The following is a 16316-nucleotide window of genomic DNA, read 5'->3' as shown; positions in this document are numbered from 1 at the left end:
GCAGGCTGCCGTGGCGCGGCGCCGCTTGCCATGACGACTGCTTCCTCTCCTGCCACGCTGGGCATAGATTTCGGTACCTCCAACTCCGCCATGGCCTGGCGCGTGCCCGGCCAGCCCGCACGCCTGCTGCCGCTGGAAGGCGATGCCTGCGGCATGCCCACGGCGCTGTTCTTCCATACGGATGAGCACAGCACGCATTTCGGGCGCGACGCCATGGCCCAGTACCTGGATGGCGAGCCGGGCCGGCTCATGCGCTCGCTCAAGAGCCTGCTGGGCAGCGCGCTGCTGCAGGAAAAGACGGCCGTGCACGACCAGCTGGTCAGCTACCAGGATGTGATCGGACTGTTCCTTCGCCGCGTGGCCGACCGGGCGCGTGCCTCGCTGGACGGGCGCCTGCCCGAGCGCGTGGTGCTGGGCCGGCCCGTGCACTTCGTGGATGACCATCCCGAGCGCGACCGCCAGGCCCAGCAGGCCCTGGCCGACGCCGCGCGCGCCGCAGGCCTGGGCGAAGTGGATTTCCAGATGGAGCCCATCGCCGCCGCGCTGGACTACGAGCAGCGCCTCACGCAGGAATCCGTGGTGCTGGTGGTGGACATCGGCGGCGGTACCTCCGACTTCACCGTCGTGCGCCTGGGGCCCGAGCAGGCCGGCCGCCGCGACCGCCGCGACGACATCCTGGCCACCAGCGGCGTGCACATCGGCGGCACGGACTTCGACCACCGGCTCAACCTGGCCCAGCTCATGCCGCTGCTGGGCTACCGCCACACCGGCCCCAGCGGCCGCGAAGTGCCCAGCCGCGTGTTCTTCGACCTCTCGACCTGGCACCTGATCCAGTGGCTGTACTCGCCCAAGGCCCTGGCCGAGGCGCGCAACCTGCGCACCGACTACAGCGACCAGCGCCTGCACAAGCGCCTGATGGACGTGCTGGAACTGCGCGAAGGCCACCGCCTGGCTGCCGTCGTGGAGCAGGCCAAGATCGAGGCCTCCACGCGCCATGCCGAGTCGCCCATCGAACTGGGCTGGCTGGAATCGGGCCTGTCCGCCGCCATCTCGCCCGAGGTGCTGCACGAGCAGCTGCAGGGCCCGCTGCAGCAGGTCGTGGCCTGTGCCCAGGATTGCCTGCGCCTGGCCGGCGTGGCGCCCCAGGCGCTGGACGCCATCTACCTCACGGGCGGCTCGTCGGCCCTGCGCACGCTGCGCGATGCGCTGCGAGAGGCCTTCCCCGGCGTGCCGCAGGTCGAAGGCGACCTGTTCGGTGGCGTGGCCACCGGCCTGGCGTACGCATAAGTCCCCCTGAGCGGCTGCGCCGCTTCCCGTTGCACGGCGCCCCCTCTCGCTACGCGGGGGGCGTACGGGCAACCGGCGACACCCTCGCGGCGGGGCGGCGCGGCCGGCGTAGGCCCTTGCTCGGTGTCCCTGAGGGTGAAGGCCATTGTGGTGCTGCCACCTTGGGCTTAATCCTCTATCGGGTCCTCCTCGGCGGCCTGCTTGATCGCCAGCGCGGCGTCATAGAGGCGGTTGCGCGGTGCGCCCGTGATCTCGGCGGCCAGGCGCACGGCCGTCTTGGTGGGCAGCTCGGCCAGCAGCAGGCGCAGCACGCGCAGGGCGTCGGCGTCGGCCTCATCGCCACCCAGGGCCACCGGGTGCAGCACCACGGCGAACTCGCCCTTGCTGCGCTGGGGCACGGCCTGCAGCCAGGCCGGCAGCGCGCTGGCGGGCATGGTGGCAATGTCCTCGAACTGCTTGGTGATCTCGCGCGCCAGCGTCACCGGGCGCTCGCCCAGCGTGGCCAGGGCGGCGGCCAGGTCGGCAATGCGGTGCGGCGCCTCCAGCAGCACGGTGCAGCGCGGCTGCAGCGCCAGTTGCTGCACGGCGGCCAGGCGCTCGGCCGACTTGGTGGGCAGAAAGCCCGCGAAGACGAAACCTCCCTCGCCCTGCGAAGGTGTGACCGCGCCGGCCACACTGATGGCCGCCGTGATGCTGCTGGCGCCGGGCAGCGGAATGCAGCGCAGGCCTGCCGCCTGCACGGCCGCGCACAGGCGCGCGCCGGGGTCGCTGACGCCGGGCGTGCCGGCATCGCTGACATAGGCGATGCGCTGGCCCTGCTGCAGCCGGGCCACGATCTGCTGTGCCGCCTCGGCCTCGTTGTGCTGGTGCACGGCCAGCAGCTGGCTGCCGGGGCGGTCCAGTCCATAGGAGCGCAGCAGGCCCTGGGTGTGGCGCGTGTCCTCGCAGGCCACGCAGTCCACCAGCTGCAGCACATGCAGGGCGCGCAGGCTGATGTCGGCCAGGTTGCCTATGGGGGTGGCCACCACGTAGAGGGCGCCCTGCGGATAATGCTGGGATGCCGCAGCATCCTTGGCTGCGCCCAGCGCGGTGGCGAAAGAGGTAGTCAATGGGTTTCCTTGCGAAAAAGCCGGCAGGCGCGGGGCCGTCTGCCCTCACGACCCGGCACCGGGGCCAGCAGGCCGAGGATGCGGCGCTGGCCCATCTGCAGGCGGCCGGCCTGCGTCTGGTCGAGCGCAATTATCGGACGCCGGGGCGCGGCGGCGGCGAGATCGACCTCATCGTGCAGGCGCGCGACGGCACCGTGGTCTTCGTCGAGGTGCGCAGCCGTGGCACGCGCGCCTTCGGCGGTGCCGGCGCCAGCATAGGCGCCACCAAGCAGCGGCGCATCGTGTTTGCCGCGCGCCACTACCTGATGCGATGGGCCGCGCCGCCGCCGTGCCGCTTCGACGTGGTGCTGGTCGAGCCCGGAGCCGGGCCTGCCGTGCAGTGGCTGCAGGCCGCCTTTGATGCCGAAGGCGCCTGATCCGTTACCGCTGCAGCACAAATAACGCCTGGCTACGAAAGACTTCAGGGGCGGCAGTTATCATCGGGCCTCCATGCTTGAGCAACGTATCCAACAGCATTTCATCGACAGCGCCGACCTGAAATACCAGGCCGCCCAGGCGCTGAGCCAGCCCATTGCGTCAGCGGTACAGGCCATGCTGGCCTGCGTGACCAGCGGCGGCAAGGTCCTGGCCTGCGGCGCTGGCGCCTCGGCCAGCGACGCCCAGCTCTTCGCCGCCCTGTGCGTGGCCGGTTTCGAGCGCGACCGGCCTGAGCTGGCCGCCGTGGCCCTGGTGTCCGACGGCGGCCTGCTGGGCACCGTGGGCGCCACGGGCTCGGGCGGCAACGCCACCCAGTACCTGGCGCGCCAGATACGCGCCCTGGGCCAGCCCGGCGACCTGCTGCTGGTGCTGTCCGCCACGGGCAACGACGTGGCCGTGCTGGAGGCCCTGGATGCCGCCCATGAGCGCGACATGATGGCCGTGGTGCTGACCGGCCGCACGGGCGGCTCCCTGGCCGGCCGCGTGCGCGAGACCGATGTTCTGATCTGCGTGCCGCATGACCGTGCGGCGCGCGTGCGCGAAACCCATACGCTGGTGCTGCACTGCCTGTGCGACGGCGTGGATGCCCAGTTACTTGGTGAACAGGAGATGCCTCTATGAAGTTCCGTTGGTCCCGCGCCGCCTGCGGTGTGCTCGCCGTTGCGTCCCTGGGCGCCGCCCTGTCGGGCTGCGTCGCCCTGGTGGGCGGCAGCGCCGTGATGGCCGGCATGTCGGTGGCGGACCGCCGCACCACCGGCACCCAGGTGGAAGACCAGGGCATCGAGCTGCGCGCCAACAACCGCATCTCCGAAGTGCTGGGCGACAAGGCCCATGTCAACGTCACCAGCTACAACCGCCAGGTGCTGCTGACCGGCGAGGCCGGCAACGAGGCCGACCGCCAGACCATCGAGAAGCTCGTGCGCGAGCAGCCCACGGTGCGCAATGTCTTCAACGAAGTGGTGGTGGCGCCCTTCACCTCCACGCTGAGCCAGCGCTCCAAGGACACCCTGATCACCACCCAGGTCAAGGCCAGCCTGCTGGACGCCAAGGACATCCAGGCCTCGGCCTTCAAGGTCGTGACCGAGAACAAGGTCGTCTTCCTGATGGGCATCGTCACCCCGCGCGAAGCCAAGCGCGGCGCCGAGATCGCCCGCGGCATCAACGACGTGACCAAGGTCGTGCGCGTGGTGGAAGTCATCTCCGAGGACGAACTGGCCCGCATGCAGCCGCAGTCCGCCCCCGTGGTCACCGACGACTCCGGCAAGGCCGCCGCAGCCCGCGCCCCCTCCAGCCCCACGGAAAGCAGCCTGTCCACCCCCGTGGGCGCCACCGTCACCCCGGTGAAATGATCACTGCCGCCTGAAAGCAAAAGCCGGAACATGTTCCGGCTTTTTGTTTTGGACATAGGAAGATCTCGTTCCTCAGGGCATAGCACTTGAATCTGGCAGGGCCTAAAGCCAGGGACACCAAGCAAGGGCCGCCCCGCAGCGATGGTGTCGTCCCCCTCCCTTGCGAAGCAAGTAGAGAGGGGGAAGCGGCATAAGCCGCTCAGGGGGTGAGCCTCTTGATGAGGCTGGAGGTATCCCAGCGCCTGCCCCCCATCTGCTGCACATCGGCATAGAACTGGTCCACCAGGGCCGTGACGGGCAGGCGGGCGCCGTTGCGCTGGGCCTCGGCCAGCACCAGGCCCAGGTCCTTGCGCATCCAGTCCACGGCAAAGCCGAAGTCGAACTTGCCCTCGGCCATGGTGCGGCCGCGATTGTCCATCTGCCAGCTCTGGGCTGCGCCCTTGCCGATGACGTCGAGCACGGCGGGAATGTCCAGGCCCGCGTGCTGGCCGAAGGCGATGGCCTCGGACAGGCCCTGGACCAGGCCGGCGATGCAGATCTGGTTGACCATCTTGGTGAGCTGGCCGGCGCCGCTGTCGCCCATCAGCGTGCAGGCGCGCGAGAAGGCCATGGCCACGGGCTGCATGGTGGCGAAGGAGGCCTCGTCACCGCCGCACATCACGGTGAGCTGGCCGTTCTGGGCGCCCGCCTGGCCGCCCGAGACGGGTGCGTCGATGAACTGCAGGCCCAGCTCCAGCCCGGCCGCATGCAGCTCGCGCGCCACTTCGGCCGATGCCGTCGTGTGGTCGGCAAAGATGGCGCCGCGGCGCATGCCCGCGAAGGCGCCGTCCGGCCCCAGCACGACCGAGCGCAGGTCATCGTCATTGCCCACGCAGCTGAACACGATGTCGGCGCCGGCCACGGCCTCGCGCGGCGTGGCCGCATGGCCGCCGTTGAACTCCTCGCACCAGGCGCGGGCCTTGGCCTGCGTGCGGTTGTAGACCGTGACGCGGTGGCCTGCCGTGGCCAGGTGGCCGGCCATGGGATAGCCCATGACGCCCAGTCCCAGGAAGGCTACGGAGAGGGGAGCGATGGCCGCATAGCTGCGGGCGGCGATGGAGGAGTCGGACATGGGGGATTCCTGAGAGGTGGTGGGAGCGGGTGGCGCAGGGGCGCGCGGTGTGCGGCCCTGGAAGGAGCCGGTGTCCCGGCTCGGCGCGCTGAAGGCGCGTTCAGACGATGGCGAAATGCTCGGTGCCCGCCGCCAGGTCCAGCGACTTGGCGCGCTGGCTGCCCAGCTTGATCTGCAGCCGCAGGTCGTTGACCGAGTCCGCATTGCGCAGGGCATCCTCGTAGGTGATGAGGTTGGACTCGAACAGGTCGAACAGCGCCTGGTCGAAGGTCTGCATGCCCAGGTTGCGGCTTTTCTTCATGATCTCCTTGATCTCGGTGACTTCGCCCTTGAAGATCAGGTCGGAGATCAGCGGCGAGTTGAGCATCACCTCGATGGCGGCCACGCGCCCCTTGCTGTCCTGCTTGGGCAGCAGGCGCTGGGAGACCATGGCGCGCAGGTTCAGCGACAGGTCCATCAGCAGTTGCGGGCGGCGCTCTTCGGGGAAGAAGTTGACGATGCGGTCCAGCGCCTGGTTGGCGCTGTTGGCGTGCAGCGTGGCCAGGCACAGGTGGCCGGTTTCCGAGAAGGCGATGGCGTGCTCCATGGTCTCGCGGTCCCGGATTTCGCCCATGAGGATCACGTCCGGTGCCTGGCGCAGGGAGTTCTTGAGCGCTGCTTCCCAGCTGTCCGTGTCCAGGCCCACCTCGCGCTGCGTGACCACGCAGTTCTTGTGCGGGTGCACGAATTCGATGGGGTCCTCGATGGTCACGATGTGGCCGTAGGAATTCTCGTTGCGCCAGTCCACCATGGCGGCCAGCGTGGTGGACTTGCCCGAGCCCGTGGCGCCGACCAGGATGCACAGGCCGCGCTTGGTCATGGTCACTTCCTTGAGCACCTGGGGTACGCCCAGGCTGTCGATGGTGGGCAGGGCCAGCGGAATCGTCCGCATCACCATGCCCACGCGGCCCTGCTGGATGAAGGCGTTGACGCGAAAGCGCCCTATGCCCGGCGGCGAGATGGCGAAGTTGCACTCCTTGGTGCGCTCGAAATCGGCGATCTGCTTGTCGCTCATGACGGAGCGCGCCAGCGTCAGCGTGTGCACCGGCGACAGCGGCTGCGGCGACACCTTGGTGATGCGCCCGTCGATCTTGATCGCCGGCGGGAATTCCGCCGTGATGAACAAGTCGCTGCCGTTGCGGCTGACCATGAGCTTGAGCAGGTCGTTGATGAACTTGGTGGCCTGATCTCTTTCCATTGCCGTATTCCCCCGGGCATTGCGCACCGTCGTGGCGCGCAGGTTGTTTTGTTATGTGCAGGTGGTCCGGTCCGGCCCGGATGGGCCAGGCGTCCTCATATTCGACTCATTCGCCGACTCATTCGCCATCTAAGTGTGCTGCTCCTCGCCCAGGCGCACGCTGATGGCACGCAGCCGGAACGAGAGCTTGCGCGCCAGCAGCGCCATCAGCTTGGCGGCCAGCGCGGCATCCTTGACCATCATTTCGTCCAGCGCCTCTGCGCTGAGCACGCCGATCTCGCAGTCGGTCAGCGTGGTGCAGCTGGAAAAGCGCGGCCCGCCGTCGAGCAGCGACATCTCGCCGAGGATGTCGCCGGGCCGTGTCTGCGCCAGGCGCATGCGCTCGCCCCAGGGCTGCTGGCGCTCCACGGCGATCTGGCCGGACAGCACCACCGCCATGAAGCTGCCGTTCTCCTCCTGGCGGATCACGTCGCGCTGCGGCGCCACGGCCGCGTAGATGAAGTATTCGCTCAGCCGGTGCAGGCTGGCTGCGTCAAGCTGGCCCAGGTAGCGGTCGCGCGACCACAGCTGCTCCAGCTGGGTGACGCTGCCGCGCGGCAGCCGCGTGGCGCCCACCTCGATGGCGCGCGCCTCCCAGGGAACGGGAGGCGTGTGCGGGTCCATGAAGCCATGCGCCGCCAGCGTGGTCGTGAAGAAGGCCGACTCGGAGGCCGGGGCCGAAGGGTCCTGGCCGCTTCGCAGCTTGCGGAAAATGCTTTTCATGGCGCGTGGCGAGAGGCTGGGCCGGTGGCGGTCAGCCCGGGAAGTTGTCCGGTATCTTGGCCTTGGCGCGCGCTTCGGCCGGGCTGATCAGGTTGCGCCGCACCAGATCGGTCAGGTTCTGGTCCAGCGTCTGCATGCCCACATTCTGACTCGTCTGGATGGTGGAGTACATCTGGGCCACCTTGGCCTCGCGGATCAGGTTGCGGATGGCGCTGGTGCCCAGCATGATCTCGTGGGCCGCGATGCGGCCCTGGCCGTCCTTGGTCTTGCACAGCGTCTGCGAGATCACGGCCTGCAGCGATTCGGAAAGCATGGCGCGCACCATCTCCTTTTCCTCGGCGGGGAAGACGTCGATGATGCGGTCGATGGTCTTGGCGGCGCTGGAGGTGTGCAGAGTGCCGAAGACCAGGTGGCCCGTCTCGGCCGCGGTCATGGCCAGGCGAATGGTTTCGAGGTCACGCATTTCGCCCACCAGGATGGCGTCCGGGTCCTCGCGCAGCGCCGAGCGCAGGGCGGCCGAGAACGACTGCGTCATCGGCCCGACCTCGCGCTGGTTGATCAGGCACTTCTTGGAGTCGTGCACGAATTCGATGGGGTCCTCCACCGTCAGGATGTGGCCGTACTCGGTCTCGTTGAGGTGGTTGACCATGCCGGCCAGCGTGGTGGACTTGCCCGAGCCCGTGGGGCCGGTCACCAGCACCAGGCCGCGCGGCTTCAGGGCCAGGTCGGCGAAGATGCGCGGCGCGTTGAGCTGCTCCAGCGTCAGGATCTTGCTGGGAATGGTACGGAAGACGGCGGCCGCGCCCCGGTACTGGTTGAAGGCGTTGACACGAAAGCGCGCCAGCCCCTCGATCTCGAACGAGAAGTCCACCTCCAGGAACTCCTCGTAGGCCTTGCGCTGGGAGTCGCTCATGATGTCGTAGACCATGGCGTGGACGGTCTTGTGGTCCAGCGGATCGACATTGATGCGGCGCACATCGCCGTGCACGCGGATCATCGGCGGAAGCCCCGCGGACAGGTGCAGGTCGGAGGCCTTGTTCTTGACGCTGAAAGCCAGCAATTGGGTGATGTCCACGGAGTTCGCTCCCTCGTTTGGTACGCTGGCGGCAATTATGACGACGATTGAAAACAAGCTTCAACAGATTCACGAACGGATTGCCTCGGCCTGCGCGCAGGCGGGCCGGGCGGCCGGCTCGGTGCAGTTGCTGTCCGTCTCCAAGACCTTCGGCGCCGACGCCGTGCGCGAGGCCGTGCTGGCCGGCGAGCGCAGCTTTGGCGAGAACTACATCCAGGAAGGCGTGGACAAGATCGCCGCCGTGCGCGCCATGGGCCTGCCGGGCGGCGAGGCCCTGCAATGGCATTGCATAGGCCCCATCCAGAGCAACAAGACGCGCCTGGTGGCCGAGCATTTCGACTGGGCCCAGACCGTGGACCGCCTGAAGATCGCCGAACGCCTGTCGGCCCAGCGCCCCGAAGGCCTGGCGCCGCTGCAGGTCTGCATCCAGCTGAACGTGGATGGCGGCGAGACCAAGGCCGGCGTGGCGCCCCAGCAGGCGCTGGAGCTGGCCGCCGCCATCGTGCAGCTGCCGCGCCTGGTGCTGCGCGGCGTGATGAGCATTCCCGACGATGTGCCGGGCTTCGAGGCCCAGCGCGAGGTGCATGCCCGCGCCACGGCCGTGTTCGCGAAGATCCGCGCCAGCGGCCTGCCGGGGCTGGAGCGCTTCGACACGGTATCCATGGGGATGACGGGCGACCTGGAAGCGGCCGTGGCCGCCGGATCGACCATGGTGCGCGTGGGCAGCGGCATCTTCGGCCAACGAAACTACGCCCCGCATTGAGCGGGGCGTAGCTGGCTTGGCTGGCGGGGCAGGCCGCCTCAGCGCCCGCCTGGCCGCTTCATCTGGCAGTCCGTGGGCAGCTCCACCTGCTCGGGCGTGTAGACGGCGTCGGTGCGAAAGCCGTAGTTCGTGCCTTCCCAGCCGGTCTTGACCAGCTTGCCATCCACGGGCGCGATGGTGTTGACCACCTGGGGCAGCAGCAGCTGGTGGTCCTTGCCGCGCATGCGCACGGGGCCGACCACGGTGTCCATCTGCAGGTCCTCCAGGGCCAGCGCGATCTTCACAGGTTCGGTGGACTGTGCCTTGGCCATGGCGGCGGCCAGCATGCGCGGCACCAGGTCCATGCGCGGGGCCAGGAAGTCCTTGCCCATGCGGGCCTTGTATTCCTGGGCGCGGGCGTCGGCCAGCGGGCGGCCGGCCTGGCCCGGGTGCCATTCGGCCACCCAGGTCAGCTGGCCGATGCGGGTCTGGGCGAAGGATGTCACCGTGCCCGGCATGCCGCCTGCGCTGTGGTTGAAGTAGCGCAGGTCATAGCCCGAGTCGGCCGCCGACTTGAGCAGCAGGGTCAGGTCCTGCCCCCAGTTGCCCGTGATCACCGAGTCCGCACCCGTTTCCTTGATCTTGGCCACGTAGGGCGCGAAGTCCTTGACGCGGCCTATGGGGTGCAGCATCTCGCCCGTGAACTGGATGTCGGGCCGGGCCGCGCTCACCATCTGGCGCCCGTAGGCCGCCCACTGCTTGCCGTGGGCGTAGTCCTGGTTGAGCAGGTAGACCTTGCGGATGCCCGGCTGGGTCTTGATGTAGCTGGCAATCGCCTGCATGCGCATGGCGGTGTTGGCATCGAACATGAAATGCCAGAAGCTGCAGGCCTTGCCCGTCAGCTCGGGGTCGATGGAGGAGTGGTTGAGCACCAGCACCTCCTTGCCCGGATTGCGCTGGTTGTGGCGCGAGGCCGCCTGCACCAGGGCTGCCACCACCGACGAGCCCGATCCCCCGGTCACCACCACGCGCGCGCCCTGGTCTAGGGCCGCCTGCAGCGCGGCCTGGCTTTCCTGGGCCGAGAGCTTGCTGTCGAACTGCAGCAGCTGCAGCTTCGCCCCGTTGAACAGCCCGCCCTTGGCGTTCACGTCCTCGACCGCGTACTGCACGTGGTCGCGCATCAGCTCGCCCGTGCTGACGAAGGGGCCGGACAGCGGATCGATGAAGGCGATCTTGAAGCTGTCGGTTCCCTGGGCGTGGGCGGCCGTGCTGCACAGCAGGGCGGCGGCGAGTGCCATGGATGGCTGGGAATATCGTCGGATGCAATGGCGGCGGATCGGCATGTCTTGTCTCCTCGAAGGAATGGTCGTCAGTCCTTGCCGGGCGGCTCGGCCCGGGGCCGGCTGCGCCGTGCAGGCGTCTTTTTCGCGGGGGATGCGGCAATGGCTTCGGGCGCGGTGGCTGGCGCCGTGCGCAGGCCCAGCACGCGGCTTGCCAGCTCGGTCAGCTCGGCCACCATCTCGGCCGTGCCCAGGCGGCCGCCTGGGCGGTACCAGTTGTAGAGAAAGCCCGGCAGGCTGCAGGCGGCCTGGGCGGTGATGCGTGTCTCGCGAAAGTCCAGGTGGCCGCTGGCGCGGCCTTCTTCGAGCAGCGCGCAGAACTGGCGGTAGAACTGGCGCGCCAGCGTGCGCGAGGCCTTCATGTACGCCGGACTGAAGGCCTGGGGCTCGCGGTAGGGAAAGAAGGCCGCCGGATAGTGGGCAATGGTGGCCGCGATCAGGCGCTGCAGGCCGTCCACGGCCTTCTCGTGCGCGGCGCGCGGATCGTCGGCCGCGAAGTCCAGCACCGTGAAGCAGGCCTCGGTGGGTGCCCAGCACAGGGTCTCGAAGATCTCCTGCTTGTTGCGGAAGTAGTAGTAGACGAAGGGCTTGGTCACGCCCAGGGCCTGGACGATCTGCTCCATCGTGGTGTTGGCGTAGCCGTTGCGGTCGAACAGGGCTTCGGCCGCCTTGAGGATGCGTTCGCGCTTTTCATCGGAGCCGGCCGTGGGAAGGCGCTGGCGGCCGCGCGGGGTGACAGGGGGCTTGGGCATGCGGGAAATCTCGTGTCGCGTCGGTGGCTGCGATGGTTATACCGATGGGTAGCAATGTTCTACCAGCGGGTATATATTGGCAAGCCGCTGGACCCCAAAACAAATCAAGGCTATCCCTTAGGACTGGTTCCGGGATGGCCAGACACCCAGGAGACAAGCATGGCGGATTCCGAGACCCTCATTCCCCTGCATGAGGCCCTGCGCCGCAATGCGCGCAACCACCCCGGCCGCGACGCCTACATCTGGTATGGCCGCCACATCAGCTGGGCCGAGATGGATGCGGCCAGCGACGCCTTTGCCGCGCGGCTGCAGGCGCTGGGCGTGGGCCGGGGAGAGCCCGTGGCGCTGTTCATGAACAACTGCCCGCAGTACATCGTGGCGCACTACGGCATCCAGAAGGTCGGCGCCATCGTCTGCCCCTGCGGGCCGCTGAACAAGGAGCATGAGCTGCAGTACCAGCTCGATGACCTCCAGGCCCGCGTCATCGTCGCGGCCGATGTGCTGCTGCCCGTGGTGGACAAGGTGCGCGCCAGCACGGCGCTCAGGTATGTGCTGGCCGTGCGTTATGGCGACTGGCTTCCTGAATCGGCCACGCTGGCGCTGCCGCCCGAACTGCAGGTCCCCGTGCAGCCGCTGCCCGAGGGCGTGGAATCGTTCTGGGATGTCATGCACAGCGGCGCCAAGCCCGTGCCCGTCGATGTCGCCATGGACGATGTCTCGCTGATGACCTATACCTCGGGCACCACGGGCCTGCCCAAGGGCGCCATGCTCAGCTACGGCAACGCGGCCAGCAAGACGGCCGGCGCCTCCAGCGCCACGGGCGTGAACGCCGGCGACATGCTGCTGGCCGTGGCGCCGCTCTATCACATTGCCGGCATGTCCATGGGCGTGAACATGCCCGTGCACAGCGGCGCCGCCTGCGTGCTGCTGCACCGCTTCGACCCGCTGGCCGTGGCCCAGGCGCTGGAGCGCTACCGCGTGACCTGGTGGTACAGCATCGCGCCCATGAACGTGGCCGTGATGCAGCTGCCGGGCGTGGAGGCCATGGACTTTTCCGCGCTGCGCCGCAACACGGTGACCAGCTTCGGGATTGCCTACACCGAGGAGCTGGCGCGGCAGTGGAGGCGCTTCACCCCGAACTGCATCTCCAGCGAGGCGGCCTACGGCCTCAGCGAGACCCACACCATGGACACCACCATGCCCGGCGATGCCATCCGCTGGGGCACGCACGGCAAGCCGCTGCCCGGCAACGAGGTGCGCATCATCGACCCCGAGACCGGCGAGCCCCTGCCGGCCGGCGAAGTGGGCGAGATCACCATCCGCGGCCCTGGCAACTTCAAGGGCTACTGGAACAAGCCCGAGGCCACGGCCAGAACCCTGAAGAACGGCTGGGTCCACACGGGCGACATGGGCCGCTTGGACGCCGAGGGCTACCTGACCTTCATCGGCCGCTTCAAGGAAATGATCAAGGTCTCGGGCTACAGCGTCTTCCCCGAGGAGGTGGAGGCCATCCTCATCAAGCACCCGGCCGTGGCCCAGGCCGCCGTGATCGGCGTGCCCGACCCGCAAAAGGGCGAGGTCGTGCGCGCCTTCATCGTCACGCGGCCGGGCCAGCAGATCGCGGCCGAGGACCTGGTGCAGTGGTCGCGCGAGAACATGGCCCGCTACAAGGCGCCGCGCGAGGTGCGTTTCATCGAGGCGCTGCCTGCCACCGGAGCGGGCAAGGTGCTGCGTCGCTTGCTGCGCGATCAATGAGAAAGACCGAAGACCCATGTTCCAGAAGATCCTGATTGCCAACCGCGGCGAGATCGCGCTGCGCATCGTGCGCGCGCTGCGCGAGCTGGGTGTGCCGAGCCTGGCCGTCTTTGCCGCAGACGATGCGCAGGCGCCCCATGTATCCGCTGCCGATGCAGCCGTGCCCCTGGACGCCAGCGGCCCCTCGGCCTACCTGGACGGCGCCCACCTGCTGCGCATTGCGCGCGAGCACGGCTGCGACGGCATCCATCCGGGCTACGGCTTTCTCAGCGAGAACGCCGGCTTTGCCCAGGCCTGCGCCGACGCGGGACTGCGCTTCATCGGCCCTGCACCCGCCCATCTGGCGCTGCTGGGCGACAAGGCCCGCGCACGCGATCTGGCGCGCCGCTGCGGCGTGCCGCTGATGCCGGGCAGCAGCGAGGCTGTCACGCTGGAACAGGCCCAGGCCTTCTTCGAGGCGCAGCAGGCCGGGGGTGCCAGCGGCATCATGGTCAAGGCCATCGGCGGCGGCGGCGGGCGCGGCATGCGCGCCGTGGCGCGTGCCGAGGACCTGCCCGCTGCCTACGAGCGCTGCCGCAGCGAGGCGCGCGCCGCCTTCGGCGTGGACGGTGTCTATGTGGAGCGTCTGATGACGGGCGCGCGCCATATCGAGGTACAGATCCTGGGCGACGGCGGCGCCGCCCCCATCGCGCTGGGCGAGCGCGAATGCACGCTGCAGCGGCGCTTCCAGAAGCTGGTGGAGATCGCGCCCAGCCCCAGCCTGGCGCAGCCGCTGCGCGAGCGCATTACGCGCGACGCGCTGCGCATGGCCGCCGAGATCGGCTACGAGAGCCTGGGCACCTTCGAATTCCTGGTCGATGCCGCCTCCGACTCCCTGCCCTATGTCTTCATCGAGGCCAACCCGCGCCTGCAGGTCGAGCACACCATCACCGAGGAAGTCTTCGGCATCGACCTGGTGCAGGCCCAGACCCGCATTGCGGCGGGCGATCACCTGGGCGAGCTGGGCCTGGATGCCAGGACACCCCCCGCGCCGCGCGGCTATGCCATGCAGTGGCGCATCAATGCCGAGACGCTGGATGCCGCAGGCCATTCGCGCCCGGGCAGCGGACGCATAGGCGCATTGCAGTGGCCGGCCGGCCCCGGCATCCGCATCGACACGCATGCGGTGGCGGGAGCCAGCCCCTCGCCGCACTACGACACGCTGCTGGCCAAGCTCATCGTGCACAGCAGCCGGCCGCGCTTCGAAGACGTGCTTCGCCGCGCACGCCGCGCGCTGGACGAATGCCGCATCGACGGGCTGGCCACCAACCTGCCGCTGCTGCAGGCGCTGGCCGGCCGGCCCGAGATGGCGTCGCAGGCCGTGCACACACGCTGGCTTGAAGAGGCCCTTCCAGAATTGGTGGCGGACGCCCAGGCGCTGGCCGAAGGCGCGCGCCGCACGGCCGTGGCCGCCGATGTTGCGATGACTGCCGAGGCTGCTGGCGCGCCGATCCCCGAAGGCGCCCTCACGGCGCCCATGCCGGCGCGCATTGTCCAGTGGAGCGTGGCCGTGGGCGATGCCGTGTCCGCCGGTGCCGAGCTGGGCGTGCTCGAAGCCATGAAGATGGAGCATGTGCTGCTGGCGCCGCAGGCCGGCGCCATCACCCAACTGCTGGCCGAGGCCGGTGCCTATGTGGCCCAGGACCAGCCCCTGCTGGTGCTGGCCGCCGCCGAAGGCGTGCAGGCCGACGCACGCGCGCAGCAGATCGCCCAGGACCCGGACCACATCCGCGCCGACCTGCGCCGCGTCATCGACCGCCATGCCTTCACGCTGGACACTGCCCGCCCCGAGGCCATGGCCAAACGCCATGCCCAGGGCGGCCGCAGCGCGCGCGAGAACATCGCCGATCTTTGCGATGAGGGCAGCTTCATCGAGTACGGCGCGCTGGCCATTGCCGCGCAGACGCGCCGGCGCAGCATGGACGACCTGATCGCCAACACGCCGGCCGACGGCATGGTCACGGGCATGGGCTCCATCAACGGCGCGCAGTTCGGCCAGGAGCGCTCGCGCGCCGTCGTCATGGCCTATGACGCCACCGTGCTGGCCGGCACCCAGGGCGCGCGCAACCATGCCAAGACCGACCGCATGCTGGGCATTGCGCTGGCGCAGAAGCTGCCCGTGGTGCTGTTCGCCGAAGGCGGCGGCGGGCGGCCCGGCGATACCGACACGCCCGTGGTCGCCGGCCTGCATGTGCACACCTTCGCGGCCTATGCGGCCCTGTCGGGCCAGGTGCCGGTGATCGGCATTGCACACGGCCGCTGCTTTGCGGGCAATGCAGCCCTGCTGGGCTGCAGCGACGTCATCATCGCCACGCGCGCCAGCACCATCGGCATGGGCGGGCCAGCCATGATCGAGGGCGGTGGCCTGGGCGTGTTCCGCCCTGAAGAGATAGGACCCAGCGGCATCCAGCATGCCAATGGCGTGATCGACGTGCTGGTCGAGGACGAGGCCCAGGCCGTGGCTGCAGCGCGCCACTATCTTTCGTTCTTCCAGGGCCGCACCACGGACTGGACCGCGCCCGACACGCGCGCCCTGCGCCATGTGGTGCCCGAGAACCGGCTGCGTGCCTATGACACGCGTGCGGCCATGGCGCATCTGGTGGACGAAGGCAGCCTGCTGCTGCTGCGCACGGGCTTTGGCGCAGGCATCCACACCGGGCTGGCGCGCATCGAAGGCCGGCCCGTGGGGCTGATGGCCAACAACCCCTCCCACCTGGGCGGCGCCATCGACGCCGATGCGGCCGACAAGGCCGCGCGCTTCATGCAGCTGTGCAACGCCCATGGCCTGCCCATCGTGAGCCTGGTGGACACGCCCGGCTTCATGGTCGGCCCCGAGATCGAGAAGACGGCCCAGGTGCGCCATGTCAGCCGCCTGTTCGTCACGGCGGCCAAGCTGCGCGTGCCGTATTTCAGCGTGGTGCTGCGCAAGGGCTACGGCCTGGGGGCCATGGGCATGACGGCGGGCAGCTTCCATGCGCCGGTGTTCAACGTGGCCTGGCCCACGGGCGAGTTCGGCGCCATGGGTCTTGAAGGCGCCGTGCGCCTGGGCTTTCGCAAGGAACTGCAGGCCCTGCCCGAGGGCGCCGAACGCAACGCCCTGTTCGACCGGCTGCTGGCCCAGCAGTACGCCCACGGCGAGGCCATGCACATGGCCGGCACGCTGGAGATCGACGCCGTCATCGACCCCGCCGACACGCGCGCCTGGCTGTCGCGCGGCCTGGCGGGGGCGCGCGTGGCACCCGCCCAGGCGGGCTTCGTGGACACCTGGTAGGCCCTGAAAA

14 protein-coding genes are annotated in these 16316 nt (G+C 69.1%); 7 read left to right on the top strand and 7 right to left on the bottom strand.

Going from position 1 to position 16316, the window contains the following annotated elements:
- Positions 1 to 30: 30 nt before the first annotated feature.
- Positions 31 to 1287, top strand: coding sequence for an Hsp70 family protein (locus ACF8LI_RS02045; RefSeq protein WP_280047565.1), 1257 nt, complete (start codon positions 31 to 33; stop codon positions 1285 to 1287).
- Positions 1288 to 1454: 167 nt separating this feature from the next.
- Here the strand turns inward: ACF8LI_RS02045 and rsmI are convergent, their stop codons facing one another.
- A complete protein-coding gene (gene rsmI, locus ACF8LI_RS02040) occupies positions 1455 to 2396 on the bottom strand; it encodes a 16S rRNA (cytidine(1402)-2'-O)-methyltransferase (RefSeq protein ID WP_012202992.1) in 942 nt (313 codons plus the stop codon).
- On the opposite strand from rsmI, the gene ACF8LI_RS02035 reads away from it, so the two are divergent.
- From ACF8LI_RS02035 to ACF8LI_RS02025, 3 genes are all read left to right on the top strand, one after another.
- A complete protein-coding gene (locus tag ACF8LI_RS02035) occupies positions 2396 to 2812 on the top strand; it encodes a YraN family protein (RefSeq protein ID WP_016450729.1) in 417 nt (138 codons plus the stop codon). The genes rsmI and ACF8LI_RS02035 overlap by 1 nt on opposite strands.
- Positions 2813 to 2885: 73 nt before the next feature.
- Positions 2886 to 3494, top strand: coding sequence for an SIS domain-containing protein (locus tag ACF8LI_RS02030; RefSeq protein WP_016451992.1), 609 nt, complete (start codon positions 2886 to 2888; stop codon positions 3492 to 3494).
- A complete protein-coding gene (locus ACF8LI_RS02025; RefSeq protein WP_154835992.1) occupies positions 3491 to 4222 on the top strand; it encodes a BON domain-containing protein in 732 nt (243 codons plus the stop codon). Before ACF8LI_RS02030 ends, ACF8LI_RS02025 begins: the two co-directional genes overlap by 4 nt.
- A gap of 199 nt (positions 4223 to 4421) precedes the next feature.
- Here the strand turns inward: ACF8LI_RS02025 and ACF8LI_RS02020 are convergent, their stop codons facing one another.
- From ACF8LI_RS02020 to ACF8LI_RS02005, 4 genes are all read right to left on the bottom strand, one after another.
- Positions 4422 to 5333: an NAD(P)-dependent oxidoreductase gene (locus ACF8LI_RS02020; RefSeq protein ID WP_279493536.1), complete on the bottom strand. Its 912-nt coding sequence runs from the start codon at positions 5331 to 5333 to the stop codon at positions 4422 to 4424.
- 100 nt (positions 5334 to 5433) lie between these two features.
- Entirely contained in the window at positions 5434 to 6570 is a 1137-nt protein-coding gene (locus ACF8LI_RS02015; RefSeq protein WP_016450725.1) for a PilT/PilU family type 4a pilus ATPase, read from the bottom strand.
- A 129-nt stretch (positions 6571 to 6699) separates the two neighbouring features.
- Entirely contained in the window at positions 6700 to 7332 is a 633-nt protein-coding gene (locus ACF8LI_RS02010; RefSeq protein ID WP_016450724.1) for a cyclic nucleotide-binding domain-containing protein, read from the bottom strand.
- A gap of 31 nt (positions 7333 to 7363) precedes the next feature.
- Positions 7364 to 8407, bottom strand: coding sequence for a type IV pilus twitching motility protein PilT (locus ACF8LI_RS02005; RefSeq protein WP_016450723.1), 1044 nt, complete (start codon positions 8405 to 8407; stop codon positions 7364 to 7366).
- Between the two features lie 37 nt (positions 8408 to 8444).
- Between ACF8LI_RS02005 and ACF8LI_RS02000 the strand changes: the two genes are divergently transcribed.
- On the top strand, positions 8445 to 9170 hold the full coding sequence (locus tag ACF8LI_RS02000) for a YggS family pyridoxal phosphate-dependent enzyme (protein WP_392411883.1): 726 nt from the start codon (positions 8445 to 8447) through the stop codon (positions 9168 to 9170).
- Positions 9171 to 9208: 38 nt separating this feature from the next.
- Here the strand turns inward: ACF8LI_RS02000 and ACF8LI_RS01995 are convergent, their stop codons facing one another.
- The gene (locus ACF8LI_RS01995; RefSeq protein WP_016451988.1) at positions 9209 to 10492 is read right to left on the bottom strand and encodes a branched-chain amino acid ABC transporter substrate-binding protein; all 1284 of its coding nucleotides are present in this window, start codon (positions 10490 to 10492) and stop codon (positions 9209 to 9211) included.
- Between the two features lie 26 nt (positions 10493 to 10518).
- Positions 10519 to 11241 carry a TetR/AcrR family transcriptional regulator gene (locus ACF8LI_RS01990; RefSeq protein WP_016446678.1) on the bottom strand — a complete coding sequence of 241 codons (723 nt, stop codon included), beginning with the start codon at positions 11239 to 11241 and terminating at the stop codon, positions 10519 to 10521.
- 159 nt (positions 11242 to 11400) lie between these two features.
- Here ACF8LI_RS01990 and ACF8LI_RS01985 point away from each other — a divergent pair, with 159 nt between their 5' ends.
- Together ACF8LI_RS01985 and ACF8LI_RS01980 are read left to right on the top strand one after the other, a co-directional pair.
- Positions 11401 to 12996, top strand: a complete 1596-nt coding sequence (locus ACF8LI_RS01985; protein ID WP_392411880.1) for an AMP-binding protein — start codon at positions 11401 to 11403, stop codon at positions 12994 to 12996.
- A gap of 16 nt (positions 12997 to 13012) precedes the next feature.
- On the top strand, positions 13013 to 16306 hold the full coding sequence (locus ACF8LI_RS01980) for a carboxyl transferase domain-containing protein (RefSeq protein ID WP_392411878.1): 3294 nt from the start codon (positions 13013 to 13015) through the stop codon (positions 16304 to 16306).
- The last annotated feature ends 10 nt before the right edge of the window (positions 16307 to 16316 follow it).

The organism is Delftia sp. WSY_12 (assembly GCF_043104645.1).
Lineage (GTDB): Bacteria > Pseudomonadota > Gammaproteobacteria > Burkholderiales > Burkholderiaceae_C > Comamonas > Comamonas tsuruhatensis.
The sequence above is the reverse complement of the archived record's forward strand: the minus strand, read 5'-3'. Positions and strand labels throughout refer to the sequence as shown.